We start from the raw sequence: 24,186 nt of genomic DNA on the forward strand, positions 1-24,186 counted from the left end.
CCCCTATGGCTAAACAGAAGAAACACCCAACAGGGACCATCGCGCAGAACAAAAAGGCGCGACACGATTACTTCATCGAACATCGGTTCGAGGCTGGTCTGGTCCTGGCCGGCTGGGAAGTAAAAAGTCTGCGGGCAAGCAAGCTGCAACTGGTCGACAGTTACGTGCTGCTCAAGGATGGCGAAGCCTGGCTGCTTGGCAGCCACATTACGCCCCTGATGACCGCCAGCACCCACGTCATCGCTGACCCGACCCGCACCCGAAAGTTGCTGCTCAACCGCCGCGAGCTGGAAAAGCTCGCCGCGGCCGTGCAACAGAAAGGTTATGCCTGCGTATGCTTGTCCTGGTACTGGAGCAAGCACATGGTCAAGTGCGAGATCGCACTGGGCAAGGGCAAGAAGGAATACGACAAGCGTGATACCGAACGCGAGCGCGACGCCGGTCGCGAGTTGCAGCGTGCGGTGCGCAACAAGGGCAAGGAAGATTAATTCTCTTTCTGCCTGAGACCGCTTTCGCGAGCAAGCCCGCTCCCACATTGGATTTGTGAACGACACAAAACAAATGTGGGAGCGGGCTTGCTCGCGAAGGCGATAGCACAAGCACCACAAAGCCCCACTGACTACATCCCCTTGCGCCGCTCCGCCCGAGCCATGCGCTGCACTTCCTGACGCACTTCCTCCAGCACTTCCTGCACATACAAAATGTGCCGGCTGGAGACTTCCCGCGCCTGCTCCGCCCGCCCCTCGATAATCGCCAGGTACAACTCCCGGTGCTGCGTGATCAGCATGTCGCGGGTTTCGGTGCGCTGCTTGTACATGCCGCCAATATTGGTCACCACGTTGCGCTTGAGCAGATCGAACAGCCCGCGAATGGTGTGCAGCAACACCGCGTTATGACTGGCCTCAGCAATCGCCAGGTGAAATTTCGCATCTGCCGCACCCTCTTCAGCCCGACTGACGTCATCGTGACGCGAATAACAGTCCTGCAACTCATCAAACGCGGCCGTCAGCCGCTCACGGTCCACATCGGTGGCACGCAAGGCCGCGTAGTAAGCGCAGGACGCTTCCAGCGTGTGGCGAAACTCCAATAGATCGCGTTGCGCCTCAGGGTTATTTTCCAACAGCTGCAGCAATGGATCGCTGAAGGTCGACCCCAACGAATCGACGACGTAATTGCCACCGCCCTGGCGACTGACCAGCAAACCCTTGGCCGCCAGCTTCTGAATCGCCTCGCGCAATGAAGGGCGTGACACACCGAACTGCTCAGCCAGCGTGCGCTCGGCCGGCAAGCGCTCACCAGGCTTCAGCGTGCCTTCCAGGATCATCCCTTCGAGCCGCTCGACAATATCGTCAGACAAACGGCGCTGACGAATCTGATCAAACCCCATAACTCAATTCTCCACGATCCCGACAGCTTGCCGGGATCTCTATTCTGGCCTATTGGCGCGACGCCAGCATCTGGCAAGACGACGCTCGATCAAACCGATCCGATGCGCTGCACACGGCTTATTCGACAAAAGTTTTAGGGCGGCAAATTGACACGCCGCGCATAAGGCTTTTACCCTAGCCAACAGCGATTGTAAATTGGTATTACCAATTAACCAAAAACGCTGCCCAGTGCCTGACCAACAACAATTAGGGGCCACCCCATATGCAAACCTGGCAACAGCTCTACACCCCGCTCGGCAGTCTCGGCGTCTCCGCCCTCGCAGCCGTCATCCCTATCGTGTTTTTCTTCCTGGCGTTGGCGGTGTTCCGCCTCAAAGGTCATGTGGCCGGCAGCATCACCCTGGCGTTATCCATCGCCGTGGCGATTTTTGCCTTCCAGATGCCGGTCGACATGGCGTTCGCCGCCGCCGGTTATGGTTTCGCCTACGGTCTCTGGCCCATCGCCTGGATCATTGTGGCGGCGGTGTTCCTCTACAAACTGACGGTCAAGAGCGGTCAGTTTGAAGTCATCCGCAGCTCGGTACTGTCGATCACCGACGACCAGCGCTTGCAGGTTTTGCTGATCGGCTTCTGCTTCGGCGCTTTCCTGGAAGGTGCAGCCGGTTTCGGCGCGCCGGTAGCGATTACCGCCGCACTGCTCGTTGGCCTGGGCTTCAATCCGCTGTATGCCGCGGGCCTGTGCCTGATTGCCAACACCGCGCCGGTAGCCTTCGGCGCCCTGGGCATCCCGATCATCGTCGCCGGGCAAGTGACCGGCATCGACGCGTTCAAGATCGGCGCCATGACCGGTCGCCAACTGCCGCTGTTGTCGCTGTTCGTGCCGTTCTGGCTGGTGTTCATGATGGACGGCCTGCGCGGCGTTCGGGAAACTTGGCCTGCTGCCCTGGTGGCTGGACTGAGCTTCGCCATCACCCAATACTTCACGTCCAACTTCATTGGACCGGAACTGCCGGACATCACCTCGGCCCTGGCCAGCCTGATTTCGCTGACCCTGTTCCTGAAAGTCTGGCAGCCGAAACGCGCCGCGGGCCAACACATTGTCGGTGCCGTCTCCGCGTCCGTGGTGACCGCCAGCGCCGGCGGCTTCGGTCAACCGCGCACCACCGTGGCCTCGCCTTACAGCCTCGGTGAAATTTTCAAAGCCTGGTCACCGTTCCTGATCCTCACCGTACTGGTCACCATCTGGACCCTGAAACCGTTCAAAGCCATGTTCGCTGCTGGCGGCTCGATGTACAGCTTCGTATTCAACTTCGCCATTCCGCACCTGGACCAAATGGTGATCAAGGTTGCTCCGATCGTGGCGGCGCCGACTGCCATTCCGGCGGTGTTCAAACTTGACCCGATTTCCGCGACCGGCACGGCGATTTTCTTCTCTGCGCTGATCTCGATGCTGGTTCTGAAGATCAACATCAAAACTGGTCTGACCACTTTGAAAGAGACCTTCTACGAACTGCGCTGGCCGATCCTGTCCATCGGTATGGTGCTGGCGTTCGCTTTCGTCACCAACTACTCGGGCATGTCTTCGACCATGGCTCTGGTGCTGGCGGCGACGGGTGCAGCGTTCCCGTTCTTCTCGCCGTTCCTCGGCTGGCTGGGCGTGTTCCTGACCGGTTCCGACACCTCCTCCAACGCACTCTTCAGTTCGTTGCAAGCAACCACCGCGCACCAGATCGGCGTCAACGATGTGTTGCTGGTGGCGGCAAACACCAGTGGCGGCGTGACCGGCAAGATGATCTCGCCACAATCGATCGCCGTGGCCTGCGCCGCGACCGGTCTGGTGGGCAAGGAATCGGATCTGTTCCGCTTCACCCTCAAGCACAGCCTATTCTTTGCAACGATAGTCGGCTTGATCACCCTGGCCCAGGCCTACTGGTTCACCGGCATGCTGGTGCACTAAGTACTACACGTTAAAAAGCAAAAACCGACGCCGGACCACGATTCCGGCGTCAGCAATTCACAACCCGGTCTGCAAGGCTGCTGAAAGCTTCCCTCTCTATATTCAGCAGCCTCAGCGGACGGATAACCGGGACCACCCGGAGACACGCCTGATGAGCGAGCTTTTTTACAACGCCGTGCCGAATGCGACCCGCGTCGCCCCGCCACTGCACGAGCCTCGGCAATACCCTAGCGAGAAACCGTCACGGGTTTACCTGTTCGGAACCTGCGTGGTGGACTTGTTCTACCCCGAAGCCGGAATGGACGCGATTCACTTGCTGGAACGCGAAGGCATTCGTGTCGAGTACCCGCAAGGGCAAAGCTGCTGCGGACAACCGGCCTACACCTCGGGTTACACCGAGCAGGCAAGGACGGTGGCGCGCTCGCAACTGGCGCTGTTTGCCGGGGATTATCCGGTGGTGGTGCCGTCGGGATCGTGTGCCGGGATGTTGCGCGAACACTACGCCGACTTGTTCAAGGACGAGCCGCAGACGTTGAAACAGGTTCGGGCCTTGGCGGCCAGGACGTATGAGCTGGCCGAGTTCCTGCTGTTTGTCTGCAAGGTGCAGCTCAAGGACAGCGGCGAGCCGGTCAAAGTGGCGCTGCACACGTCGTGCTCGGCACGCCGCGAAATGAACACCCACCTGCACGGTCGCGAGTTGTTGGCGCAATTGAGCAACGTAGAGCGGGTCAATCACGATCACGAAAGTGAATGTTGTGGCTTTGGCGGGACGTTCAGCGTCCGTATGCCAGACATTTCCGGTGCGATGGTGGTGGACAAGACCCGGTCGTTGAAGGAGTCCGGCGCGCACAAGGTACTCAGTGCCGACTGCGGTTGCCTGATGAACATCAACGGCTCGCTGGAGAAACAAAAGGAAGCGCTGCGCGGCCAACACCTGGCCAGTTTTCTCTGGCAGCGAACCGGAGGTGCCCAATGAGCACTTCCTCGATTATTCCTACGGTTGCCGTAGAAGAGGATTTTCGCGCCCGGGCTCACAAGGCTTTGGACGACAAGCAACTGCGAAACAACTTTCGCACTGCGATGGATTCACTGATGACAAAACGGGCAGCGTCCTTCAGCGATGCCCACGAAAGAGAACATTTGCGAGCGCTGGGCAATACTGTCCGCGCCCGTGCGTTATCCAAGTTGCCCGACCTGCTCGAGCAGCTTGAACAGAACCTGACCCGCAACGGTGTGACAGTGCACTGGGCGGAAACGGTGGACGAAGCCAATGGCATCGTCCTCTCGATCATCCGCGCTCACGAGGGGCGGCAAGTGATCAAGGGCAAATCGATGGTCAGCGAAGAGATGGAGATGAACCATGTCCTCGAGGCTCAAGGCATTGAATGCCTGGAGTCGGACATGGGTGAGTACATCGTCCAGCTCGACCACGAGAAGCCTTCACACATTATTATGCCGGCGATCCACAAGAATGCCGGTCAGGTCGCGTCCTTGTTCCACGACAAACTTGGCGTGGAATACACCAAGGACGTTGACCAACTCATTCAGATCGGTCGCAGAGTCTTGCGGCAGAAATTCTTCGAAGCGGACATCGGCGTCTCCGGCGTCAACTTCGCCGTGGCCGAAACCGGCACCCTGTTGCTGGTGGAAAACGAAGGCAACGGGCGCATGACCACCGCTGTCCCACCCGTGCATATCGCCGTGACCGGCATCGAAAAAGTCGTGGAAAACCTGCGTGACGTGGTGCCACTGCTGTCGCTGCTGACCCGCTCGGCGCTGGGCATTCCGATCACCACCTACGTCAACATGATCTCCGGCCCACGCCAGGAGCATGAACTCGACGGCCCCCGGGAAGTGCACCTGGTATTGCTCGACAACGGTCGCAGCCAGGCGTTTGCCGACAGCGAATTGCGCCAGACCCTGAACTGCATCCGCTGCGGTGCCTGTATGAATCATTGCCCGGTCTACACCCGAATCGGCGGCCACGCCTATGGGGAGGTTTACCCTGGGCCTATCGGAAAAATCATCACGCCGCATATGGTCGGCCTGGCGAAAGTACCGGACCACCCCAGCGCTTCATCCCTGTGCGGCGCTTGCGGCGAAGTCTGCCCGGTAAAAATTCCTATCCCTGCATTGCTGCGTCGCCTGCGGGAAGAGAACGTCAAAGCCCCGGACAGCCCGAATCAGGTCATGCGCGGTCAAGGCAGCAAGTATTCGCGCAAGGAGCGGTTCATCTGGAACGCCTGGGCCAGGCTCAACAGTTCGCCGACGCTTTATCGCCTGTTCGGTTTTTTCGCCACTCGCCTGCGTGCCCTCACGCCGAACAATGTCGGCCCCTGGACGCAAAACCACAGCGCGCCAAAGCCCGCCGCCCGCTCACTGCACGACATGGCCCGCGAACACCTGGCCAAACAGGGAGACCGTTGATGAGCGCCAAGCAAAACATCCTTGCCAAGTTACGGAAAAGTCTGACCGGCACTACGCCCGTGCCTGACGAATTCGACGTCGAACTGGTGACCGCGCCCTACACCTACACACCTGAACAACGCATTCCACAACTGCGCAAACTGATGGAAGCGGTGCACACCGAAATCCATCTGACCTCCAGCGAAGCCTGGCCTGCATTGCTCGCCCAACTGCTGCGTGATCGCCAGTTGCCAAGCCTGCTGATCGCCCCGACGACGCCCCACGGTCAACGCATCACTGCGCACTGGACGAATCATCCTGAGCTGCCGGCGCTCAAAGCCTACGACCGTCCAGTTGAAGAGTGGAAAGCCGAGCTGTTCAACGACACCCCGGCCAGCCTCACCGGCACCCTTGGCGCCATTGCCGCAACCGGCAGCCTGATTCTCTGGCCGACGCGTGAAGAACCGCGCTTGATGAGCCTGGTACCGCCGGTGCATTTCGCGCTGCTCAAGGCCAGTGAAATCCGCGACAACTTCTATCAGGTGCAGCAGGAATTCAATTGGGCCCAAGGCATGCCGACCAACGCTTTGCTGGTATCCGGCCCGTCGAAAACTGCGGACATCGAACAAGTCCTGGCCTACGGCGCGCATGGACCGAAAGACCTCGTGGTTCTGATCCTGGAGGACCAATGAGTCTACCGACGGCGTTCCTCAGAGATGCAGAAAAACTGATCCCCCACGAGCGACGTTTCGACGACCCGCTATCGACCCTGGCCTTTGGCACTGACGCCAGTTTCTATCGGCTGATTCCGAAGCTGGTGATTCGCGTCGAGTCGGAAGACGAAGTGGTCTCGCTACTCAAGTTGGCGCAACGGGATCATGTCCCGGTAACGTTCCGCGCCGCCGGCACCAGCCTGTCTGGTCAAGCCATCAGCGATTCGGTGCTGATCGTGTTGGGGGAGAACTGGAATGGTCGCGAGATCCGCGGCCAAGGCACGCAAATCCGTCTGCAACCGGGCGTGATCGGCGCGCAGGCCAACGCCTGGCTGGCACCGTTCGGCCGCAAGATCGGCCCGGACCCGGCCTCGATCAACGCCTGCAAAATCGGCGGTATCGTCGCCAACAATGCCAGCGGCATGTGCTGCGGCACGGCGCAGAACACCTATCACACCCTGGCCGGCATTCGGCTGGTGCTGGCCGATGGCAGTCGCCTCGATACCGAAGATTCGGCCAGTGTCGCGGCGTTTCGCCAAAGCCACGCCTCGTTGCTCGAACGCCTGGCGACCTTGGGCCGCGAGACCCGCGCCAATGCCGAATTGGCTGCGCGAATCCGCCACAAATACCGTCTGAAAAATACCACCGGCCTGTCACTCAATGCGCTGGTGGATTTCGACGAGCCTGTGGATATCTTGAGCCACTTGCTGGTGGGTTCCGAAGGCACCCTCGGTTTTATCAGTGCCGTAACGTACGACACGGTGATCGATCACCCGAACAAGGCGTCCGCGCTGATCGTATTCCCGGATGTGGAAACCTGCTGCAACGCCGTCAGCGTACTGAAAAGCCAGCCGGTGTCGGCCGTGGAACTGCTCGATCGCCGCAGCCTGCGCTCGGTGCAAGACAAACCCGGCATGCCGTCTTTCGTACAACACCTGTCGAACAATGCCTGCGCGCTGCTGATCGAATCCCGCGCCGCATCGTCCACATTGCTGCAGGAACAACTGGCGCAGATCATGGCGTCGCTGTCTTCGTTCCCGGTGGAGAAACAGGTCGACTTCACCGAAGACCCGGTGGAAAACGCCCGTCTCTGGGCGATCCGCAAAGACACCTTCCCCGCCGTCGGCGCCGTGCGCAAAACCGGCACCACGGTGATCATCGAGGACGTGACGTTCCCGGTGGAACAACTGGCCATCGGCGTCAATCGCCTGATCGAGTTGTTTGACAAACATCACTACGACGAAGCGATCCTTTTCGGACACGCACTGGAAGGCAATCTGCACTTTGTCTTCACCCAAGGCTTCAACAACCCGGAAGAAGTCGCACGCTATCAAGCGTTCATGGACGACGTGGCGCAGTTGGTGGCGGTGGAATTCGGCGGCTCGTTGAAGGCCGAACACGGCACCGGTCGCAACATGGCGCCGTTCGTTGAGCTGGAATGGGGCAGCGATGCCTACCAATTGATGTGGCAGCTCAAACGCCTGCTCGACCCCAACGGCATTCTCAACCCGGACGTGGTGCTCAGCGAAGACCCGCAGATCCACCTCAAGCACCTCAAACCATTGCCGGCCGCCGACGAGATTGTGGATAAGTGCATCGAGTGCGGTTTCTGTGAGCCGGTCTGCCCCTCGAAAGGCCTGACCCTGAGCCCGCGCCAGCGCATCGTGATCTGGCGGGATATTCAGGCGAAAAAGCGGGCGGGCGCTGATACCACCGAACTCGAAGCGGCCTACGAATACCAAGGCATCGACACTTGCGCGGCCACCGGTCTTTGCGCTCAACGTTGCCCTGTCGGCATCAATACCGGCGAGCTGGTGAAAAAGCTGCGCAGCCGTCACGCAACACGTACGAAAACTGCCAACTGGCTGGAAGGCAATTTCGCCACGGCGCTGCAAGGTGCACGTTTCACTCTGCACGTCGCCAATGGCGCACGGATGCTGCTGGGAGCACCACGCCTGGCGAAACTTTCGGCGACGCTGACGAAGCTGTCCAAAGGTCAGGTCCCGCAATGGACCAACGCCATGCCGCAGCCGGAAAAAGCCATTCGCTTCAGCCCCACCGTATCGGACGAACGCCCTCGCGTGGTGTACCTGGCGGCGTGCGTGTCGCGGGTCATGGGCCCGGCGGCGGCGGATAAAGAGCAGATGTCGCTGTACGACAAAACCCGTGGGCTGCTGGAAAAAGCCGGTTACCAAGTGGTCTTCCCGGACAACCTGGACAACCTCTGCTGCGGGCAGCCATTCGCCTCCAAAGGCTACGCCGAACAGGCCGAACACAAGCGCCAGGAGCTGATCGGTGCATTACTGCACGCCAGTCGCGGCGGGCTTGATCCGATTTATTGCGACACCAGCCCGTGTACGTTACGGCTGGTTCAAGACCTGGGGGAAGTTCGACTCGACCTGTACGACCCGGTGCGTTTCATCCGTACGCATTTGATGGATCGCCTCGACTTCACACCGCAGGAAGCGCCGATTGCAGTGCACGTCACGTGCAGCACTCAGCACCTTGGGGAAAGTCAGGCGCTGATCGAACTGGCGCGCAAATGCAGTAAAAACGTGGTGATTCCTGAAGGTATTCACTGCTGCGGGTTTGCCGGTGACAAAGGTTTCACGACGCCCGAACTGAACGCCCACTCGCTGCGCACGCTCAAGGACGCGGTTCAGCAGTGCAGCGAAGGGATCTCTACCAGCCGCACTTGTGAGATTGGTTTGACGCAACATGGCGGCATTGACTACCACGGACTAGTCTATCTGGTGGACCGCGTTACCCAGGCTAGGGTGCCCTGATAGCAGGATCTAAAGGAAGAAGCATAGGCATGCCGTGCTTATGCTTCTTGCTGGAAACGACAGATTTAAAGCAAAAAAAAGAACCCTGACGTGCCGCCGCAGTCCACTGACCAAGTCCCGCTAATGCGGGACCTCCTAAAAAATCGGTAGACCGTTTTGATGGCCAGCAATGCCTGGTCCTTCAGTCCAAGGAGAAACACATGAATCGTTCTGTGCTTTTAGGTTTGTTCGTTACTGCTTCCATGATGGCTTCCACTTCGTTTGCGGCCGAAAAAACCCAATGCGATGTCAACCTGCAAACCATTGAAAACGGCAAGGCACAGGTTCCTCAGGAAATGGCGGACCAGGTGGAGGCCTCCGTCAAGCAGGCCAAAGCCGACCAGGCAAAAGGCACCAAGGAAGGTATTGATGATTGCATCGCCGAGACCAACGACATCATCAAGACCATCACCGACGCGCACAAAGGCGGGAAGTAACTCAGCTCCGGGCCAACCTTCGGGTTGGCCTTCTGGGCCGTGTTGGCGTGCTGCCTCCAGCAAATACGAAGCAAACCAAAACCCGTCAATTGCGGGTTTTGTTGCATCTGGGGGTTTGGTAATCCGTTTTAGTGCCATAGCTCCTGTCACACAGTTTTTTCATCGCTTTTCTGCAAAAACCGAATTCCTGTGCCGCTCCGTAGTCTTTTGGATAAGCCCATCAATCGTGGCTGATTTTTCAGACTCGGCCGAGCCGCCCGCCCATAGGCAGCACCGAGACCATCAGTTCGAGGAGATACCCATGAAACGTACCGCACTCGCTGGTCTGTTCATTTCTGCTGCAATGCTGGCCTCTCCCGTATTTGCTGCGGACAACAACCTGTGTACGAGCAAGCTGCAAGAGCTCGAAGCCAAAGTGAATTCGCTGCCAGCGACCTCCAGCAATGCGCCGGAGATCAAAAGACTGTTGGCCAGCGCCAAGGCTTCACAAGCCGCCAACGATGAAAAAAAATGCGCCACCGAGGCCAGCCAGGCATTGTCGATGGCAAATTGAACAAGGAACCACCCCATGATCAATCGAGGCCAACCTTGCGGGTGGCCTTCTGAGGCGTGTTGGCGTACACTGCAGAGGCTTGTTGCTCACTTTGATTCACGGAGCAACAGGCTCGGGGCCGTTTAGGATTCGACGCCGGTTGCGAAACTTTAGGTGCATGCCGAGTTGGTAACAGAACTCGTAAATCCACTGTTGCAACTACTTATAGTTGCCAATGACGAAACCTACGGCCAGGAATTCTCTCTCGCTGCGTAAGCAGCTTTAGATCCTGAGCTTCTGGTACCTTCGGGTCCAGCAATCACCAGGGGATGTCTGTAAACCCAAAGTGATTGTCATATAGAACAGAATCGCCGTGCAGTACGTTGTGGACGAAGCGGCTAAAACTTACACAACTCGCCCAAAGCACCCTGCCCTTCGGGTCGCTGAGGGTTAACTTAATAGAAACGGCTACGCATGTAGTACCGACAGCGGAGTACTGGCGGACGGGGGTTCAAATCCCCCCGGCTCCACCACTTCAACATCTAAAGACGTCCAAGGACGTCTTTTTTTGTGCCTGAAATCCAGTTAATACGGGGGGTTCAGGGCTGAGGGAGGCTTTCCAGTTTTTTTGAGTTCCAGGCGGTTTGGTATTCCCAATGGTATTCCCGGCTACCCGGCGCTAATCTTGGGAATACCAAAAGGTGTCATGGAGTACCTCTCATATGCGCTCAAACCACCCGCCTCTCCGACCGCCAGCTCAAGGCGGTCAAACCGAAAGACAAGGATTACGTCCTCACCGATGGCGACGGGCTCCAGCTGCGAGTCAGGGTCAATCGCTCGATGCAGTGGAATTTCAACTACCGGCATCCAGTAACCAAGAACCGAATCAACATGGCACTCGGCTCCTATCCCGAGGTTTCTCTTGCGCAAGCGAGGAAGAAAACCGTTGAGGCCAGAGAGCTGCTTGCACAGGGCATCGACCCAAAAGCTCAGCGCAATGAGATGCAGGAAGCCAAACGAGCGGAAACGGAACACACCTTCGAAAACGTGGCTACCGCCTGGTTCGAGCTGAAGAAGGATTCCGTCCCACCATTTCATCATCTAAAGTCGTCCACGCACGTCTTTTTTTGCGAAAAAAATCCGTTAAAATCAATGATTTACAATGCCTGTGTGGGCAAGAGAGATCTTGGAAGTTCCAGATAGCTTGGTATCCCAGAAGGCATCCCGCCTACTCAAGCATCTGAATAGCGCAGCTTCATCGCGACCCCAACCGTGACTGCCAGCTTCATCCGTATGAAGAGCACACAATAAGAACACTTCGGTTACAACCCTCAGCGCCGCCCACAAGCCCCAAAATGCGCCACGCAACTCGCCAAGCGAGCTTCAGATCCAATGCCACTCATTTGGGTAATGACAGTTGCCAGTCGCAAGCATGGCAAATTGCTACCGAATCACGGTAAATTTGCCATATAAGTGCTGTCAGTAAACGTCACTACGGCTCAATACGACAAGGAAGAAGCTATGCCCGAAGCCAAGGACTCTCTCCTCAGGCAACTGCTCCTGTTGCACCTGCTTCTAGCGTCCTCGCACTACACCTATTCACAGACGCTGCTCGAAAAGCGGCATGACCGTGGATAGGGAGAACTCACATGCCCCAACCATTTCATTTCCAGACTTCACCATCTGCCAGCCCCAACACGACAGAAGCCAACATATTTATCCACGGGTACAGCGCTGGGCATAGTGACCAGGAAAAAAAGCTCTTACTCGAAAAAATTCCCGATCAATTCAGCAACTACACCAACATCTTCGCGTTCTGGCCTTCAAATCACTATCTCCACTTCGACAAATCGTCGCTCTGGGCGCTAGGCACAGCAGGCCTTTCCTCTGGGGTAGGAAGCACTGCTGGGCCCGTCGGTTACTGGGGCCTTGCGGGCTCTTTCGCCAAGGACCGGCTGAAGAATTTCACCGATGCCCGCTCACGGGCGGAAAGAATGGGAGTGGTTTTACTAGAGCAGTTGAAAGAGTACCTGCGCTGCAACCACCCACAGATCGAGACCATCAACCTTATCGGCCACTCGCTCGGCAGCAGGGTGGTCGTCAGTAGCCTGAGAAACTTCACGAACAGGCAACAGTTGGCCATCAACGATGTGCTGCTGATGGCTGCCGCAGTCGAGGTAACGGCCATCGAAGCGCGCCAGCTGCGCGGCCTGCTCCAAGGGCGACTGATCAATGCCTATTCAAAGGCAGACAAAACCCTGCTGCTGAACTGGGGTGAAACCTGCTTGGGACGTAACAAGGTCGAGCACTTCGAAAGCATCGAGATGAACGACTTTGGCCACACCGATTACTGGGAGCGGCTACCCGAAGTGCTGGCCGCAACTCGCTTCAAAGCGTGCACGCCCAGCTCGCCTGAGCCTGCTCAAACACCTGTTGACACACTCATGCCAACTCTGGCGCCCGAACAACCCGCCGAAGAGCGCGACATGACACTCGAACTGAACAGCCCACGTGAGGTTTACCAGCAAATCAACGACGAGCTGGCACTCATCATAGGTGAACTGAGACATCCCTCGGACGACGAAGCCTTGAACCAGGCCCGAGAAGAGGCACTCCGGCGGCTTACCGAGCATCGGACAGCACTGTTCGAGCGGCTCGCCGAACTAGAGAAAAACGCCGAGTGGAACACGTTTACCATTGCCTTCTACGGCGAAACCGGCGCAGGCAAATCGACCCTCATCGAGACCTTGCGCATCCTGCTCCAGGAGCCTGGAAAGCGAGCCAGTCAGCAGGCGTTCCGCAAGCTGCGCGAGCAGTATGGGTTGACTGAAGAAACCCTGCAGCGGTTGCAACAGAACATCGAGCAAGCTGAAGCTCGGCTTGGCGAATTGACGCAGCAGCTGAGTGTCACATTGCAGCAATTCGAACAGCCTTTCAGGGAAGCCCAGAGCGCCCTCGACCAAGCCAACGCCCAATTCAGTGAGTTGACGCAACGGCTTGGCAGCGCACTTGAAAAACGCGAGCAATCGCACAAGCACACCCTTGCAGCCGTCACCCGCCTGCACACCCTTCTCGCCACGCGTAAAAGCACCGCCTCACTCTGGCAGACTCTGTTGAACCTGTTCAGAAAAATGCCGGAAGAGGTCGAGTTGAATAAGGCCATCGCGTCACTGACAGAGACCACTGCGGCACGCGACAGCGCTGCCGCGACCCTGGACGCCGAACAGCAGAACGCCGGGCAGGAGCGCCTTGTTCTGGAGCGGCAGCTGGGCGTGATCGCAACGTCGCGCGACGATACCTGTGCGGCGCTTGCCGCCCAGCAGGCAGAGGCAGCACACCATCAGCGAACTCTTGTCCAGCAGCGCCTGGAAAATGAAACCCAGCTGGCACACTTGCTGGCGGAACTGCAGGTTCATGCCGATGGTGAAATCATCGGTGACGGCAGGGCCGACTTTACCCGAGAGACACAGCGCTATGAACTCGAGCTGGACGGCCAGCCCTTCGCTCTGTTGGATGTACCCGGTATCGAAGGCAAGGAAGGCCTGGTACTCGATCAGATAGAACGTGCCGTCCAGACAGCTCATGCGGTGTTCTATGTCACCAACCAGCCCGCACCGCCACAAACGGGCGACGGCCAGCACCAAGGCACACTGGAAAAAATCAAACAGCACCTGGGAGCTCAAACAGAGGTATGGACCATCTTCAACAAGAAGATCACCAGCCCCAAGCACTCGCTGACTGACCGCCCACTGATCTCCAACGACGAAAATACCAGCCTTGCTGGGCTTGACGAGAAGATGGTCGAGCAGCTTGGCAAGCACTATCAGGAGGTGTTCCCGCTAAGCGCGCTGCCTGCATTCCTTGCCTCGACCGACCACCTCGCGCCGGGGTCGCAGGATGCCAAACGCCGCAGCAAGGTGCTCGCGGACTTCGGTGCCGACGAGTTACTGGAAAAGTCCCGCCTGCGCGCCTTCCTGCAGCTGCTAAACAGTCGGTTGATCCATAATGGCAAGGCCAAGATCATTCGGGCCAACTTTAACAAGGCCAATGAGGCGCTCAACCAGACCACCGAAACACTCTCAAGCGTTCAGCAAACCCTGATCGGCCTGTCGAACAAGCTCTCCCAGGAAGAGCAAAGCGCCAAAAGTCAGTTGAACAGCAGCTTCCAGGCGCTGAAAAAACGTCTGGAGGCTTGCGGCGAAACCTTGATTGACGACTTCGCCAGCAACGTGCGTAACAGTGTCTACGCACGCATTGAAGACGATATCAGCAACGATGCCTTCAAGAATGCCCTGAGTGACCACCTCGATACCCAACAGCGACAGCTGGGCAGGCAACTGCCCAAGGAAGTGATCGCAGAGGTCGGCAAATTCCAGAACGCGGCCGAGGATATTCTTGCGCGCTTCGAAAAACATGCCCAAGAGCTGACCGCAAGCTACGCAAAGCTCGGCAGCATGCGATTTAACGAGCATTTCAACCTCAACATAAAGATCGACAACGGCATCAAGGTTGCGGGACTGCTGGCCAGCCTTGTCGGTATTGCCGCGGCACCGTTCACAGGCGGGGCCAGCCTGTGGCTTGTTGGGGCCTCTGTACTTACCGCACTGGTCTCGATCGGCAAAGCATTATGGAGCGCGCTCAGCACGGACTACAAAAAATCCCAGCAACGCCAAGCCCTTGATAAAAACCTGCGCAGCGCCACCGAGCAATTGCGCGACACGCTGCGTGTTAGCCTGGAAAATGCCCTGAGGGAAATGCAGGGGACTATCGACCAGCTCGACCTCGCATTGGAAGCGCCTGGTAAACAAGCCGCTAATCAGGTGCATACGCTGGCTCGCTCGACCAACCGCCTAAAAATCCTCTCCCGCCAAATCGAAATCGCAGGAAATCTGTAATGGAAAACACTCTCAAGACGTTCAAAGCCCAACAGACAAGCGCGCTGACGCTGCTCGACAGGCTGAAAGATTTTCTCGGCCATGGCGCGCAGGCCGGAGTACCGATTGACCCTACTTTGAGCAGCAAATTGCAGAATGTCATCAACAGCGTGTCTGGTGAAAAACTCAAGGTCGCGCTGATTGGCGGGTTCTCTGAAGGCAAGACTTCGATTGCGGCGGCCTGGATGGAGAAGCTGGACAGATCCAGCATGAAGATCAGTCACCAGGAGTCTTCCAATGAGGTGAAAGTTTACGAAGTCGACGAAGACTTTGTGCTGATCGACACCCCAGGGCTGTTCGGCTTCAAGCAACAGGAAAATGCCGAAACTCACACCATCGAGAAGTACAAGGACATCACAAAAAAGTATGTGAGCGAATCTCACCTGGTGCTCTACGTGATGAACTCGACCAACCCCGTCAAGGAAAGCCACAAGGATGACCTGACTTGGTTGTTCCGCACACTGGACCTGCTACCGCGCACAGTTTTCGTCCTCAGTCGCTTCGATGAAGTGGCCGACGTGGATGACGAGCAGGACTACCAGGCCAACCTGCAGGTTAAGCGCGACAACGTGACAGGCCGGCTTCGCGAACAGATCGGCCTGAGCGACCAGGAAGCGGCCGAACTGTCCATTGTCGCTGTGGCTGCCAACCCCTTCGACATGGGTGTGGAGCACTGGCTGGACAATCTCGAGCAGTTCAAGGCTCTGTCGCATATCACCATGTTGCAGACGGCCACCACAGGAAAGATGCAGCAGAACGGTGGAAGCGTCGCGCTGGTCAACGAAATGCGCGCCAGCGTTATCCGTGACGTGCTCAGCAACCAACTACCCGTTGCCATCGAGAACGATCAGAAGGTTTCCCTGGAGGTCGATAAGCTCGACGAGCTCAATGCTCGCCTGGGCAAACAGTTGACAATTACCGGGCAGCAAATCGAACACGCACGCATCAGCTTGCGCGAGTTTGCCACTCGCTACTTCTCCGACCTGATCCTGCAAGCCAAAGGTTGCAGCCTGGAAACCTTCGCTGACTTCTTCGAGCGAGAGGTCGGTGCCGAAGGCATTATCTTGTCTACCCGCCTGCAGAATGAATTCAGCCGCCAGACCCAGTCGATCACGCTTGAGGTCGAAAAGATGCAGGTTGGCTTCGATAGCGAGGTCAACCACTTCAACACCACCGTCAAAGCCTTGGGCAAACAAGGCATCAACCACGTGCTCAAAGGCAACCTGATCAACAACACCACGGTACTGGCCGCACGTGATGGCCTCACTACGATTGCCAAGACGGTGGGTATGGATATCGGCAAGTACCTGAAGTTCAAACCATGGGGCGCCGTGAAGTTTGCCAAAGGCGCCAACGGGGCACTGGCCTTGGTCGGTGTGGCCCTTGAGGCTTGGGACAGCTGGGAGCAATACAAGCGCGAAGAAGCATTCAAGAAGACCATTGCAACAATGGTCGACAACTTCGAACAGCAGCGTCAGGACTTTCTCGCTCTTGTGAACTCCGAGCGCTTCAAGGAGGAGTTCTTCCCCGACTACCTGCTGCTCAATACACGCCGACAAGAACTGCAAATCAATCTGGATGAAAGCCGTGTACGTCAGCAGCGCTTTCAAGCATGGCGCGTTGAAGCTGAGGCCATCGACGCAGAATTCAGAAGATTGAACTGACTCTGCTCAGGTGCCCGGAGCAGGATGCAACGGGCGCCTGAACGGCCAGAGCTAATCCACTATCGAATATCAGGTATTTGCGAACGGAGTTGTAAGTTACGACATGCGAGAAATGGCGAGCGCCATCCTCAATGAACAAGGTCGGTATCCCGAGTTAATCGAGATTTCGCTAGCCCACGTCGATAAAGATGAGGTACACAGTACCTACAACCGGGCCGACTACATTTAGCGCAGATGCCCGATGATGGCTTAGTGGGATTTTATTGGCACAGCCCCTCAACTTCCGGGATATGCCAGCTCGATCTGCTGATCGAACTCCCCGTCATACCCGCAATACTCACGCGGAATGCGCTCGACATCCTCCGCAATTTGCACAATAACCTGACGCAATTCCAGTCGATCAAACCATCGAGCAGGAATCGCTGCAGCACCATACTGTGCCCCCAACAAGTGCCCGGCGATGAGCCCGGTACTGTCACTATCACCGCCGTGATTCACCGCTCTGATCACGCCCTCTTCAAACGAGGAGACTGCCAGGGCGCACCACAATCCGATAGCCAGCGTTTCTTCGGCGACCCAGCCACTACCGAGCTCGCCTATTCGTTGCGCGGTAGGCTGGTAGCCCTCGTAAAAGAAGAAGAGAACACGCTCAATGAGGGCTCGTGTTTCTTCCATACCGGGAACTTGACCGTATTGGGCCAGGCTCTGAGTGATCGCGTGTTCCAGGCTGTCTTGTCTATCGACAATGCGCTGGAGAATATCGGCGAAAAGCCCGGCCGCCAGATAGCCTGTAGGATTTCCGTGGGTCAGGCGCCCTGACTGGGCAGCGTAGTCAAAGGCGTTTGCAAAGAAGGCGCAAGGTGCGGCTCGCATCAGGGCACCACAGCCTTTGCTGTTGTTCTCGGCCACTGCGCCCAGCCGGGGACTGGCCTTGAGTGCAGTGAGACAGGTAGTACCAGGCCCGCGACGAGACCAGAGCACCGGTTGCTCGATCAACCATCCGTCCCGATCAACCGGTATCACAGCAGCATGGCCCTGGGTTATCAGCCAGCGCAGTAATGAATGATGGATAACGCCAGGGACGTGGCAAACCCCTCGTGAGCTACCGCGCACGTAGGCCCGTATCAAGCCTTCCGCGGTAAAGAGCATCATCTGAGTGTCATCGGTGATGGCGCCGGTGATTCCGTAAGCCGGAACAAAATCGATGATTCCCTGTGGACCGAACCTAGCTTCGATTACCGACCACTCGAGAAACTCCACTGGGGCGCCTAACGCGTCGCCAACAGCGCCTCCCAGCAGGCAGCCTTTGATCCGTTCAAGTCTGTTCATGTCCATTCCCTTATCCCTCAGCCGGGATCAATTCCTGCAAAATCACCAGCTTTCTTTGCAACTGCTCGATGTGCGCTTTTTCAGCGCGTAGCGCCGAACGCAACTCCCGGTTCTCTGCCTCCCAAATCCGCGCCCAGCGCGCATTCTTTTGGCATTCCAAGGCCATCTGCCAGAGCTCACGCACCCTTAGGTACTGCAGCAGAAGTACCAACAGGATTGCCCCCATCATCAACAAAGCCCCTGTCGAAAACACTTCCGACATATTCATGTCCACTTCCTTTCGTGACTTCAATTCATTGCGAATACCAGACACACGATATGTAGTGATTTATGACAGGTCTAGAATGTAGACTTATACAGGTAAAGTATTCGCGCACATGGAGAGGGTATGAAACGCAAGCAATCTATCGAGCAGGTACGCTGGGATCTGGCACTACGCTATCGCTTAATTGAGACCGTTGCCTGGTGGGAGGGCCGGTTGACCACGGGACACTTGATGCAGAGCTTCGGTATCAGCCGCCAGCAGGCGTCCAAGGACATCAACACCTACATCACGGAACATGCGCCTAAAAACCTTACATATGACAAAAAAATAAAAGGCTACGTGCCCGGCAAGGCGTTCACGCCGCTGTTCATCGACGACAGTGCAAGCGCCTATTTGCACCTGCTCTACCAGAACAACGAACGCGCTCCTCACATTGATGGGCTCGCCCTGGCTTACGCTCACACCAAGGTGCTGGAAGTCCCGGATCGCCCGATCCGGCCGGAGGTCCTGCGCCCATTGCTCAAGGCCTGTCGCGATGGTTTGCGCCTGGAAACCGAGTACGTATCGCTCAATACACCGAACGTGGAAATTCGACTGATCGCCCCTCACACACTGGTCTACACCGGTATGCGCTGGCATGTGCGGGCTTACTGCGAGAAGAACGGCCAGTACCGCGACTTTGTACTCAGCCGCCTGCGGGGCCAGCCGGATTTGCTCGACGAATCGCAGAACACTCGTGAGCTGGATGAAGACTGGAATACCGAGATACCCGTCATTTTTGCAGCCGATGGGCGGCTGAACGCAGCGCAGAAGTCAATCATCGAAACCGACTTTGGCATGACTGATGGCCAGCTGGTGGTGCCCAGTCGTAGAGCGCTGGTGAAGTATGTATTGCAACGCTATCAGATCGACCCGAGAAATCAGGCCACTAACCCCGAGGCACAGCAAATCGTAGCAACCAACCTCAAGGAGTTGCGTCCCTGGCTCATGAATGACTGACGCGCATCTCCCTTTTCCAATGTGCTTCGTTCATGGTCGAGTGTGGGCTAGCGGTCATTGTGGCCAGTCCACGTTCTGCCAGGCCAGGAGCACACTTCGAGCCAGGTTTACCTGATAGATGTAAAAGCCCCTTGGGATTGCTATGCACGACGAACAGGGGCGCTGGCAACCGTTCCATACCTGACAGCCATGCACAATCCGTTAACCAGGCTCATGTCGTGCGGAGTCAGACAACGAATGGCTGTCAGATCAGGGCTGGCGACAATACATGCCAGTGACTTCGCCCGACTGACGGCCACATTCAAGCGGTTCTTCGAGTACAGAAAACCAATGTCTCGGGGCAGATAATCTTCATTCGAGGTCGCCATCGACACGATGACGATCTCTGCTTCCTGCCCCTGAAACTTATCCACAGTACCGACTCGAGCACCCGCTGGCAGCACTTATTTCAACAATTGCACTTGCAGGTTATAGGGGGCTACTACCAGGATGTTTTCGATGCAGATCTCGTGCTCGACGCCCTTGTTATCCACATAACGCTGGCGCAAGAAGTAACCTTCAGCTTGATCTTTACACATCGCAATCCTCGCACTGAATGAGACTTTAGCTAAACGGTCGCGCCAGCTTGGCCTTGAAGATTTCCAGCCCCGTCGCAGGCCGGACATCCAGGTCGACATGCTGGCATGCAGGGCAAGCTGAAAACCAGTCTTTGCCCTCACGCAGCGCATCGCTGGGTGGCACAGTTGTTTTATGCCAATGGCATTGGGGGCAGGTAAATGTGAAGGGATGTGGTGGCCAGGGCATTAGAGAAGAACCTGTTGGTGGTGGAAAAAACGCGGTCGACAGTACCGCAGTTGTCAGGCCGATTCAGCCGCTCGTTTTTCCAGCGCCTGTTTCATCTCCATGTATTCACGGAAGAACTCGTAGCCTTTCTTGGCTACGACGATGAAGCCAACAATTGCGAACAGATTTTTCATGGTGCAGCCTCTCGGGGTTACAGATCTCAGTAGCTCGGGTCGATGAAAACCATCGCTTTGCCTGTTGATGAGAGAAGCATGAGGGGGCTTCGCGACAAGGAGTGTCGTGATCGGCCGAGTCGACAGTTTTCGCTGAGAACCGCATCCTGGGCCCGAGCGCCATTCCGGATGCGGTGTTCAGAGCGAGGTTGTTGAGTTACCAGATGCACCTGCATCGTTACTCGGTTTCGTGTTTACTGGCGAGGCTCTGGAGCAACACGGTTTTCATTTGTTCGCAATGCGTACGTATAGCGTCGACATCCCAAGATGTTGTTTCCATCATCAGATACTGCTTGACACTATCGATGCTGTTGTTCTGATAAAACTCTTTCTTCGCCATAGGCATGAAATTGCTCAAACGAGAGTTCTTGCTGTGGCTGATCAGGCATAGATTACCGAATGAATTAAGCGTGTCAGCGTCGAGCTGAACTTGTCCGTCTAATGGGTGCTGCGGGTAGTAATGCTCTACCGAACTACGGAAGGTGAATTCATAGGATTTAACCGGCTCGCTTGCGCCGTGCTCAAGCCAAAGCAGGTAGTCCAGAAAGTTGAACACCAGGTTGTTTTCAATGTTGCCAAACGTCAATCTGGACTCAAATTTCTCCGCCGTAATGCTTTCGCGGCGTGTCTGACATCCACCCTTGTTCTGATAGATGATCGCGTAGTACTCCAGGCCAGCCTCTGGAGCGAGAAAGCGGTCAAAGACAAACGCCTTGACGACCGACTCCATGTGTTGAAGATAAGCTTGAGCGTCAATCTGATCAGCATGAAACAGGTGATGCAGCGCCGCATTCAGCCAGTGTTTGTAGACCAGCGTTGGCGTAGAAACATGAAATGCCGACAGCAGCATCAGAATGCGACGGTTGATGCCTTCATTACCGTCCTCTTCGCCGAAGGTATTCACATAACTTCCTCGACCAGCGCGGCTGCGCTCACCGCCCTCATTCCACTTGAAGCGTTTGAGGCTCCAGCCATCAGCGCCCTTGATGAACTCGCGCTTGATTACATACTGGTCAAACAGATACTTGCAGCGCAACAGGCTGAAGGTAAAACGCTTCACCGCGGCCACTGGGTCGGGTTGTTTTAATACGTACTCTTCAAAGGTGTCGAGCAGGCGTTTGTCATCCAGAGGGATGTCCGCTTGGATATCGACGCGCAGCACATGCAACAGGAAGTTCGGGAAGTTGATAATCGTGTTGAAACGCTCTGGCGAGTCCTCACTTGGCTCATCCTGCTTCGCAGCGACCGGTGCCTTGGCAATGATCTGATCAAGGGTCAAGCGAGTGTCCTGCTGGGCAGCCACCTCTTGCGTACTGTGCAACGCAGCCCGAAGCGAATCGAAGTCAGCGAGTTCAAACCGTCCCCAGTTCTTTTCGCCAAAAATGCTGCCACGCTGGCCAGGCGTGAAGCCCATTTGCACATAGCGCTCCATGTTGGCACAGGCTTCCCACACTGCGTGCAAGCAATTCTGACTCCGCTCGCAGCCCTGCAACTTCTCCATCATCCGCGCCTTGAGCACTTCGTGCTTTTCCAGCTGCTCACCGCGGTTGTTCATAATCTCGAAGTAATGGTTCAGGTCCGTATCAGCCGGTACCTTAACCCGCATGATTTGTACGAAGTCAAACAAGTAGTCGGCGAATTGCTGAGGCGAAATTCCCTTCTCCTTCAGCTTCTGAGGCAAGACTTTCTGGATCAGCCGATAGCCATTGAGGATTCCGGTATTGATCTGCCTCTCGACCAATACCTCGGCAGGATCGTCGTTGAACTTCCCCTCGAAGATGGCCTCAAAGGTCGCGCGCGAATGTTCGCGGCTGTCAAAGTGAATGCTCAAAGTCGAATACCAGGCGAGATCCACCAACCGGGTGTTTTTCAGATACGACGTCAACAACGACAGGGTCGTCAGCCGCTGTTGGCCGTCAATGGTTTCAAACACCGGGGTTTTGCTATCCGGGCGCTCATACACCACCAGAGTGCCAATGTAGTAATTGCGCGCTTTATCAGAGGTCATTGGCAGGTAGTCGATCACGTCCTGAATCAGCTGAGTGATCTCACCCTCCTCCCAGGCGTAATTACGCTGATACATCGGGATAACATACTCAACGCTACCGCTCAGCAGCGCTTTGATGGAAAGCTGGCTGATTTCATTACTCATAATATTTCATCGCCTTGAACAGAGCCTCGATCTCACCGGTCCTGGTTGACTTCGTACCGCTCATCACCGCCAGGCTGCAGTTGGTAAAGTCGGCAGGACGTGTGGCGTCTTTGATCAACCTGAACAAATTGTTCTCCAGCACGTGGTTATCCATGCTTGCCAGCTGCACTACCTGCATCTTCAGGCGCAGGCTATAGGCCCAGATGAAAACCTTTTCGATGGCGCGGGAGATATCCGCGTGACCAAACTTGTCGATGTAATAGATCAACAGGCAATCGAACATCGCCCGTACATAACAATCGCCGGTTCGGGTTCTTGCCGGGTAAGTGTTGAGGGTATCCATGATAGTTTTCGCATAGCCATCGAGCCCTTCAGCCCCCACCAGTTCATGCCCGTTCCAGGACTCGGCGCTGATCCGCGCCACTTTGCTCTGGTAGTGACTGATCAGCTCAAAAAAGCGCCGACCATTGATGATGAGCTGGTCCAGATGGAAGGGAAAACCGAGCTCGCGCGAGTCGATCTTGCGCTCGTACTGCCCGTTGTAGTTATCGACAAAATGGTGGGCGATGCGCAGTTGCTCCACATAGGGATAGCTGGCCACCGTGTCGATGTTCACGCCCTTGAACAAGTCGCTGTCATCTTTGCTGAAGTAACGAGCAGAAACCCCTTTCGACCAGTTGCGGATGCGGTACAGGTACTGGGAGAACAGTGTGGCCAACTCCTTGGAGTCGCTGTTCTCCCAACGCGCTACAGTTGCCGCCTTCAATGGCTCGTCATGCGGGCCGAACTCACGCAGATGATAAGCCTTGAGCAAATCATGGGGCTCCAGGTCCCGGCCCCGCGCATTCTGCGAGTCGAAGAATTGGAAGGCTTCCGACACATCGTTCAAGGCCACGGCCACGACCTGGCACTTGTTCAGGAAGAAGTCGATATGCACCTCGGTGAAGTCCGCACGGGAAACGATGCGGGCCACCTCAAGGTAATTGCTGTGGATGTTCTTCTGCGAGATCTCGCTGCTAAAGCTTGGGTTCACCATCGCTTGCTCAAGTTTAAGCAGGCGCTCTTGCAGGTCTTTGCGTTCGAGCTTTTTTTCTTTGTTACGCTGAATCAACGCACGGGCCGCCAGCAGCAGGCTGACAGTCCGCTGCTGGCCGTCGACGATGTTCCTTGTCCCACCCTCTTGATGAAAAACGATAGTGCCCAAGCGGTAGGCGGACTTGTCCTTGTGGATGGCGATATCGGAGAACAGTTGGTTGATATTCTTCCCGGTCCACTTGTAGGGACGCTGGTACTGGGGAACATCCAGCGCAGAATCCATAAGCAGTTCATAGACACTGACGATCTTGCTGGATAGTTCAGTGGGTTGCGGCAGGTGAATCGCTTCCGTGCTCAGATTGGTCATAGCAGTCGGGTTCTTCCGGTTAGGAGTTCTTGCATCATGCCTTGCTCAGGAGAGCGGGTTAAGGTGGGCAGCAGACTCGGATGCTGCGCACAGTAAGCCGCTGAGCTTTCGGCGCCAATACTGGACGTGTGCACAGGTAAGCAATCCACTCACAGGTTGTACCAGAC

General features: G+C 56.5%; 18 protein-coding genes, 1 other RNA gene and 2 pseudogenes. 14 read left to right on the forward strand and 7 right to left on the reverse strand.

Translation table 11 applies throughout. The annotated features are described in order from the left end of the window. The first annotated feature begins 5 nt into the window (after nt 1-5). Entirely contained in the window at nt 6-488 is a 483-nt protein-coding gene (gene smpB, locus BMS17_RS10610) for an SsrA-binding protein SmpB (RefSeq protein WP_028623113.1), read from the forward strand. Nucleotides 489-619: 131 nt separating this feature from the next. On the opposite strand, the gene BMS17_RS10615 is transcribed toward smpB, so the two are convergent. Further along, entirely contained in the window at nt 620-1,387 is a 768-nt protein-coding gene (locus BMS17_RS10615) for a GntR family transcriptional regulator (protein ID WP_046031912.1), read from the reverse strand. A gap of 263 nt (nt 1,388-1,650) precedes the next feature. Between BMS17_RS10615 and BMS17_RS10620 the strand changes: the two genes are divergently transcribed. The 12 genes and pseudogenes from BMS17_RS10620 to BMS17_RS30650 form a co-directional block, all read left to right on the forward strand. Next, on the forward strand, nt 1,651-3,345 hold the full coding sequence (locus BMS17_RS10620; protein ID WP_046031911.1) for a lactate permease LctP family transporter: 1,695 nt from the start codon (nt 1,651-1,653) through the stop codon (nt 3,343-3,345). 151 nt (nt 3,346-3,496) lie between these two features. After that, complete coding sequence (locus tag BMS17_RS10625) at nt 3,497-4,321, forward strand: (Fe-S)-binding protein (protein ID WP_046031910.1); 825 nt, start codon at nt 3,497-3,499, stop codon at nt 4,319-4,321. Beyond that, nucleotides 4,318-5,772 (forward strand): LutB/LldF family L-lactate oxidation iron-sulfur protein, encoded by a 1,455-nt coding sequence (locus tag BMS17_RS10630; RefSeq protein ID WP_046031909.1) that lies wholly within the window; start codon nt 4,318-4,320, stop codon nt 5,770-5,772. Before BMS17_RS10625 ends, BMS17_RS10630 begins: the two co-directional genes overlap by 4 nt. Next, the gene (locus BMS17_RS10635; RefSeq protein WP_077430895.1) at nt 5,772-6,443 is read left to right on the forward strand and encodes a lactate utilization protein; all 672 of its coding nucleotides are present in this window, start codon (nt 5,772-5,774) and stop codon (nt 6,441-6,443) included. The genes BMS17_RS10630 and BMS17_RS10635 overlap by 1 nt, the downstream gene beginning before the upstream one ends. Further along, nucleotides 6,440-9,250, forward strand: coding sequence for an FAD-binding and (Fe-S)-binding domain-containing protein (locus BMS17_RS10640; protein WP_077430896.1), 2,811 nt, complete (start codon nt 6,440-6,442; stop codon nt 9,248-9,250). Before BMS17_RS10635 ends, BMS17_RS10640 begins: the two co-directional genes overlap by 4 nt. 200 nt (nt 9,251-9,450) lie before the next feature. Beyond that, nucleotides 9,451-9,726, forward strand: coding sequence for a hypothetical protein (locus tag BMS17_RS10645; protein WP_046031906.1), 276 nt, complete (start codon nt 9,451-9,453; stop codon nt 9,724-9,726). Between the two features lie 301 nt (nt 9,727-10,027). Beyond that, on the forward strand, nt 10,028-10,279 hold the full coding sequence (locus tag BMS17_RS10650) for a hypothetical protein (RefSeq protein WP_077430897.1): 252 nt from the start codon (nt 10,028-10,030) through the stop codon (nt 10,277-10,279). A gap of 114 nt (nt 10,280-10,393) precedes the next feature. After that, nucleotides 10,394-10,791, forward strand: a transfer-messenger RNA (tmRNA) gene (gene ssrA / locus BMS17_RS10655). A gap of 187 nt (nt 10,792-10,978) precedes the next feature. After that, nucleotides 10,979-11,350 (forward strand): annotated as a pseudogene (locus tag BMS17_RS10660) (integrase arm-type DNA-binding domain-containing protein); the annotation flags it as partial. 557 nt (nt 11,351-11,907) lie between these two features. Continuing rightward, complete coding sequence (locus BMS17_RS10665) at nt 11,908-15,153, forward strand: DUF726 domain-containing protein (protein ID WP_077430898.1); 3,246 nt, start codon at nt 11,908-11,910, stop codon at nt 15,151-15,153. Next, nucleotides 15,153-16,856, forward strand: a complete 1,704-nt coding sequence (locus tag BMS17_RS10670; RefSeq protein ID WP_077430899.1) for a LeoA/HP0731 family dynamin-like GTPase — start codon at nt 15,153-15,155, stop codon at nt 16,854-16,856. Before BMS17_RS10665 ends, BMS17_RS10670 begins: the two co-directional genes overlap by 1 nt. A 91-nt stretch (nt 16,857-16,947) precedes the next feature. Further along, nucleotides 16,948-17,082, forward strand: a pseudogene (locus BMS17_RS30650) (integrase); the annotation flags it as partial. A gap of 50 nt (nt 17,083-17,132) precedes the next feature. Here the strand turns inward: BMS17_RS30650 and BMS17_RS10675 are convergent. Then, nucleotides 17,133-18,185: an ADP-ribosylglycohydrolase family protein gene (locus BMS17_RS10675; RefSeq protein ID WP_077432176.1), complete on the reverse strand. Its 1,053-nt coding sequence runs from the start codon at nt 18,183-18,185 to the stop codon at nt 17,133-17,135. Nucleotides 18,186-18,195: 10 nt separating this feature from the next. Beyond that, the gene (locus BMS17_RS10680) at nt 18,196-18,453 is read right to left on the reverse strand and encodes a hypothetical protein (RefSeq protein WP_077430900.1); all 258 of its coding nucleotides are present in this window, start codon (nt 18,451-18,453) and stop codon (nt 18,196-18,198) included. A 120-nt stretch (nt 18,454-18,573) separates the two neighbouring features. Here BMS17_RS10680 and BMS17_RS10685 point away from each other — a divergent pair, with 120 nt between their 5' ends. Beyond that, nucleotides 18,574-19,449, forward strand: a complete 876-nt coding sequence (locus BMS17_RS10685; protein WP_019582650.1) for a WYL domain-containing protein — start codon at nt 18,574-18,576, stop codon at nt 19,447-19,449. Nucleotides 19,450-19,589: 140 nt separating this feature from the next. On the opposite strand, the gene BMS17_RS30460 is transcribed toward BMS17_RS10685, so the two are convergent. The 4 genes from BMS17_RS30460 to BMS17_RS10705 form a co-directional block, all read right to left on the reverse strand. Next, entirely contained in the window at nt 19,590-19,862 is a 273-nt protein-coding gene (locus BMS17_RS30460; RefSeq protein ID WP_218191584.1) for an AAA domain-containing protein, read from the reverse strand. 30 nt (nt 19,863-19,892) lie between these two features. After that, a complete protein-coding gene (locus BMS17_RS30655; RefSeq protein ID WP_256577166.1) occupies nt 19,893-20,027 on the reverse strand; it encodes a hypothetical protein in 135 nt (44 codons plus the stop codon). Nucleotides 20,028-20,643: 616 nt separating this feature from the next. Continuing rightward, a complete protein-coding gene (locus BMS17_RS10700) occupies nt 20,644-22,617 on the reverse strand; it encodes a DUF262 domain-containing protein (RefSeq protein ID WP_077430902.1) in 1,974 nt (657 codons plus the stop codon). Further along, on the reverse strand, nt 22,610-24,019 hold the full coding sequence (locus BMS17_RS10705) for a DUF262 domain-containing protein (protein ID WP_077430903.1): 1,410 nt from the start codon (nt 24,017-24,019) through the stop codon (nt 22,610-22,612). Before BMS17_RS10705 ends, BMS17_RS10700 begins: the two co-directional genes overlap by 8 nt. Between the last annotated feature and the right edge of the window lie 167 nt (nt 24,020-24,186).

The organism is Pseudomonas sp. C9, assembly GCF_002000165.1.
GTDB lineage: Bacteria > Pseudomonadota > Gammaproteobacteria > Pseudomonadales > Pseudomonadaceae > Aquipseudomonas.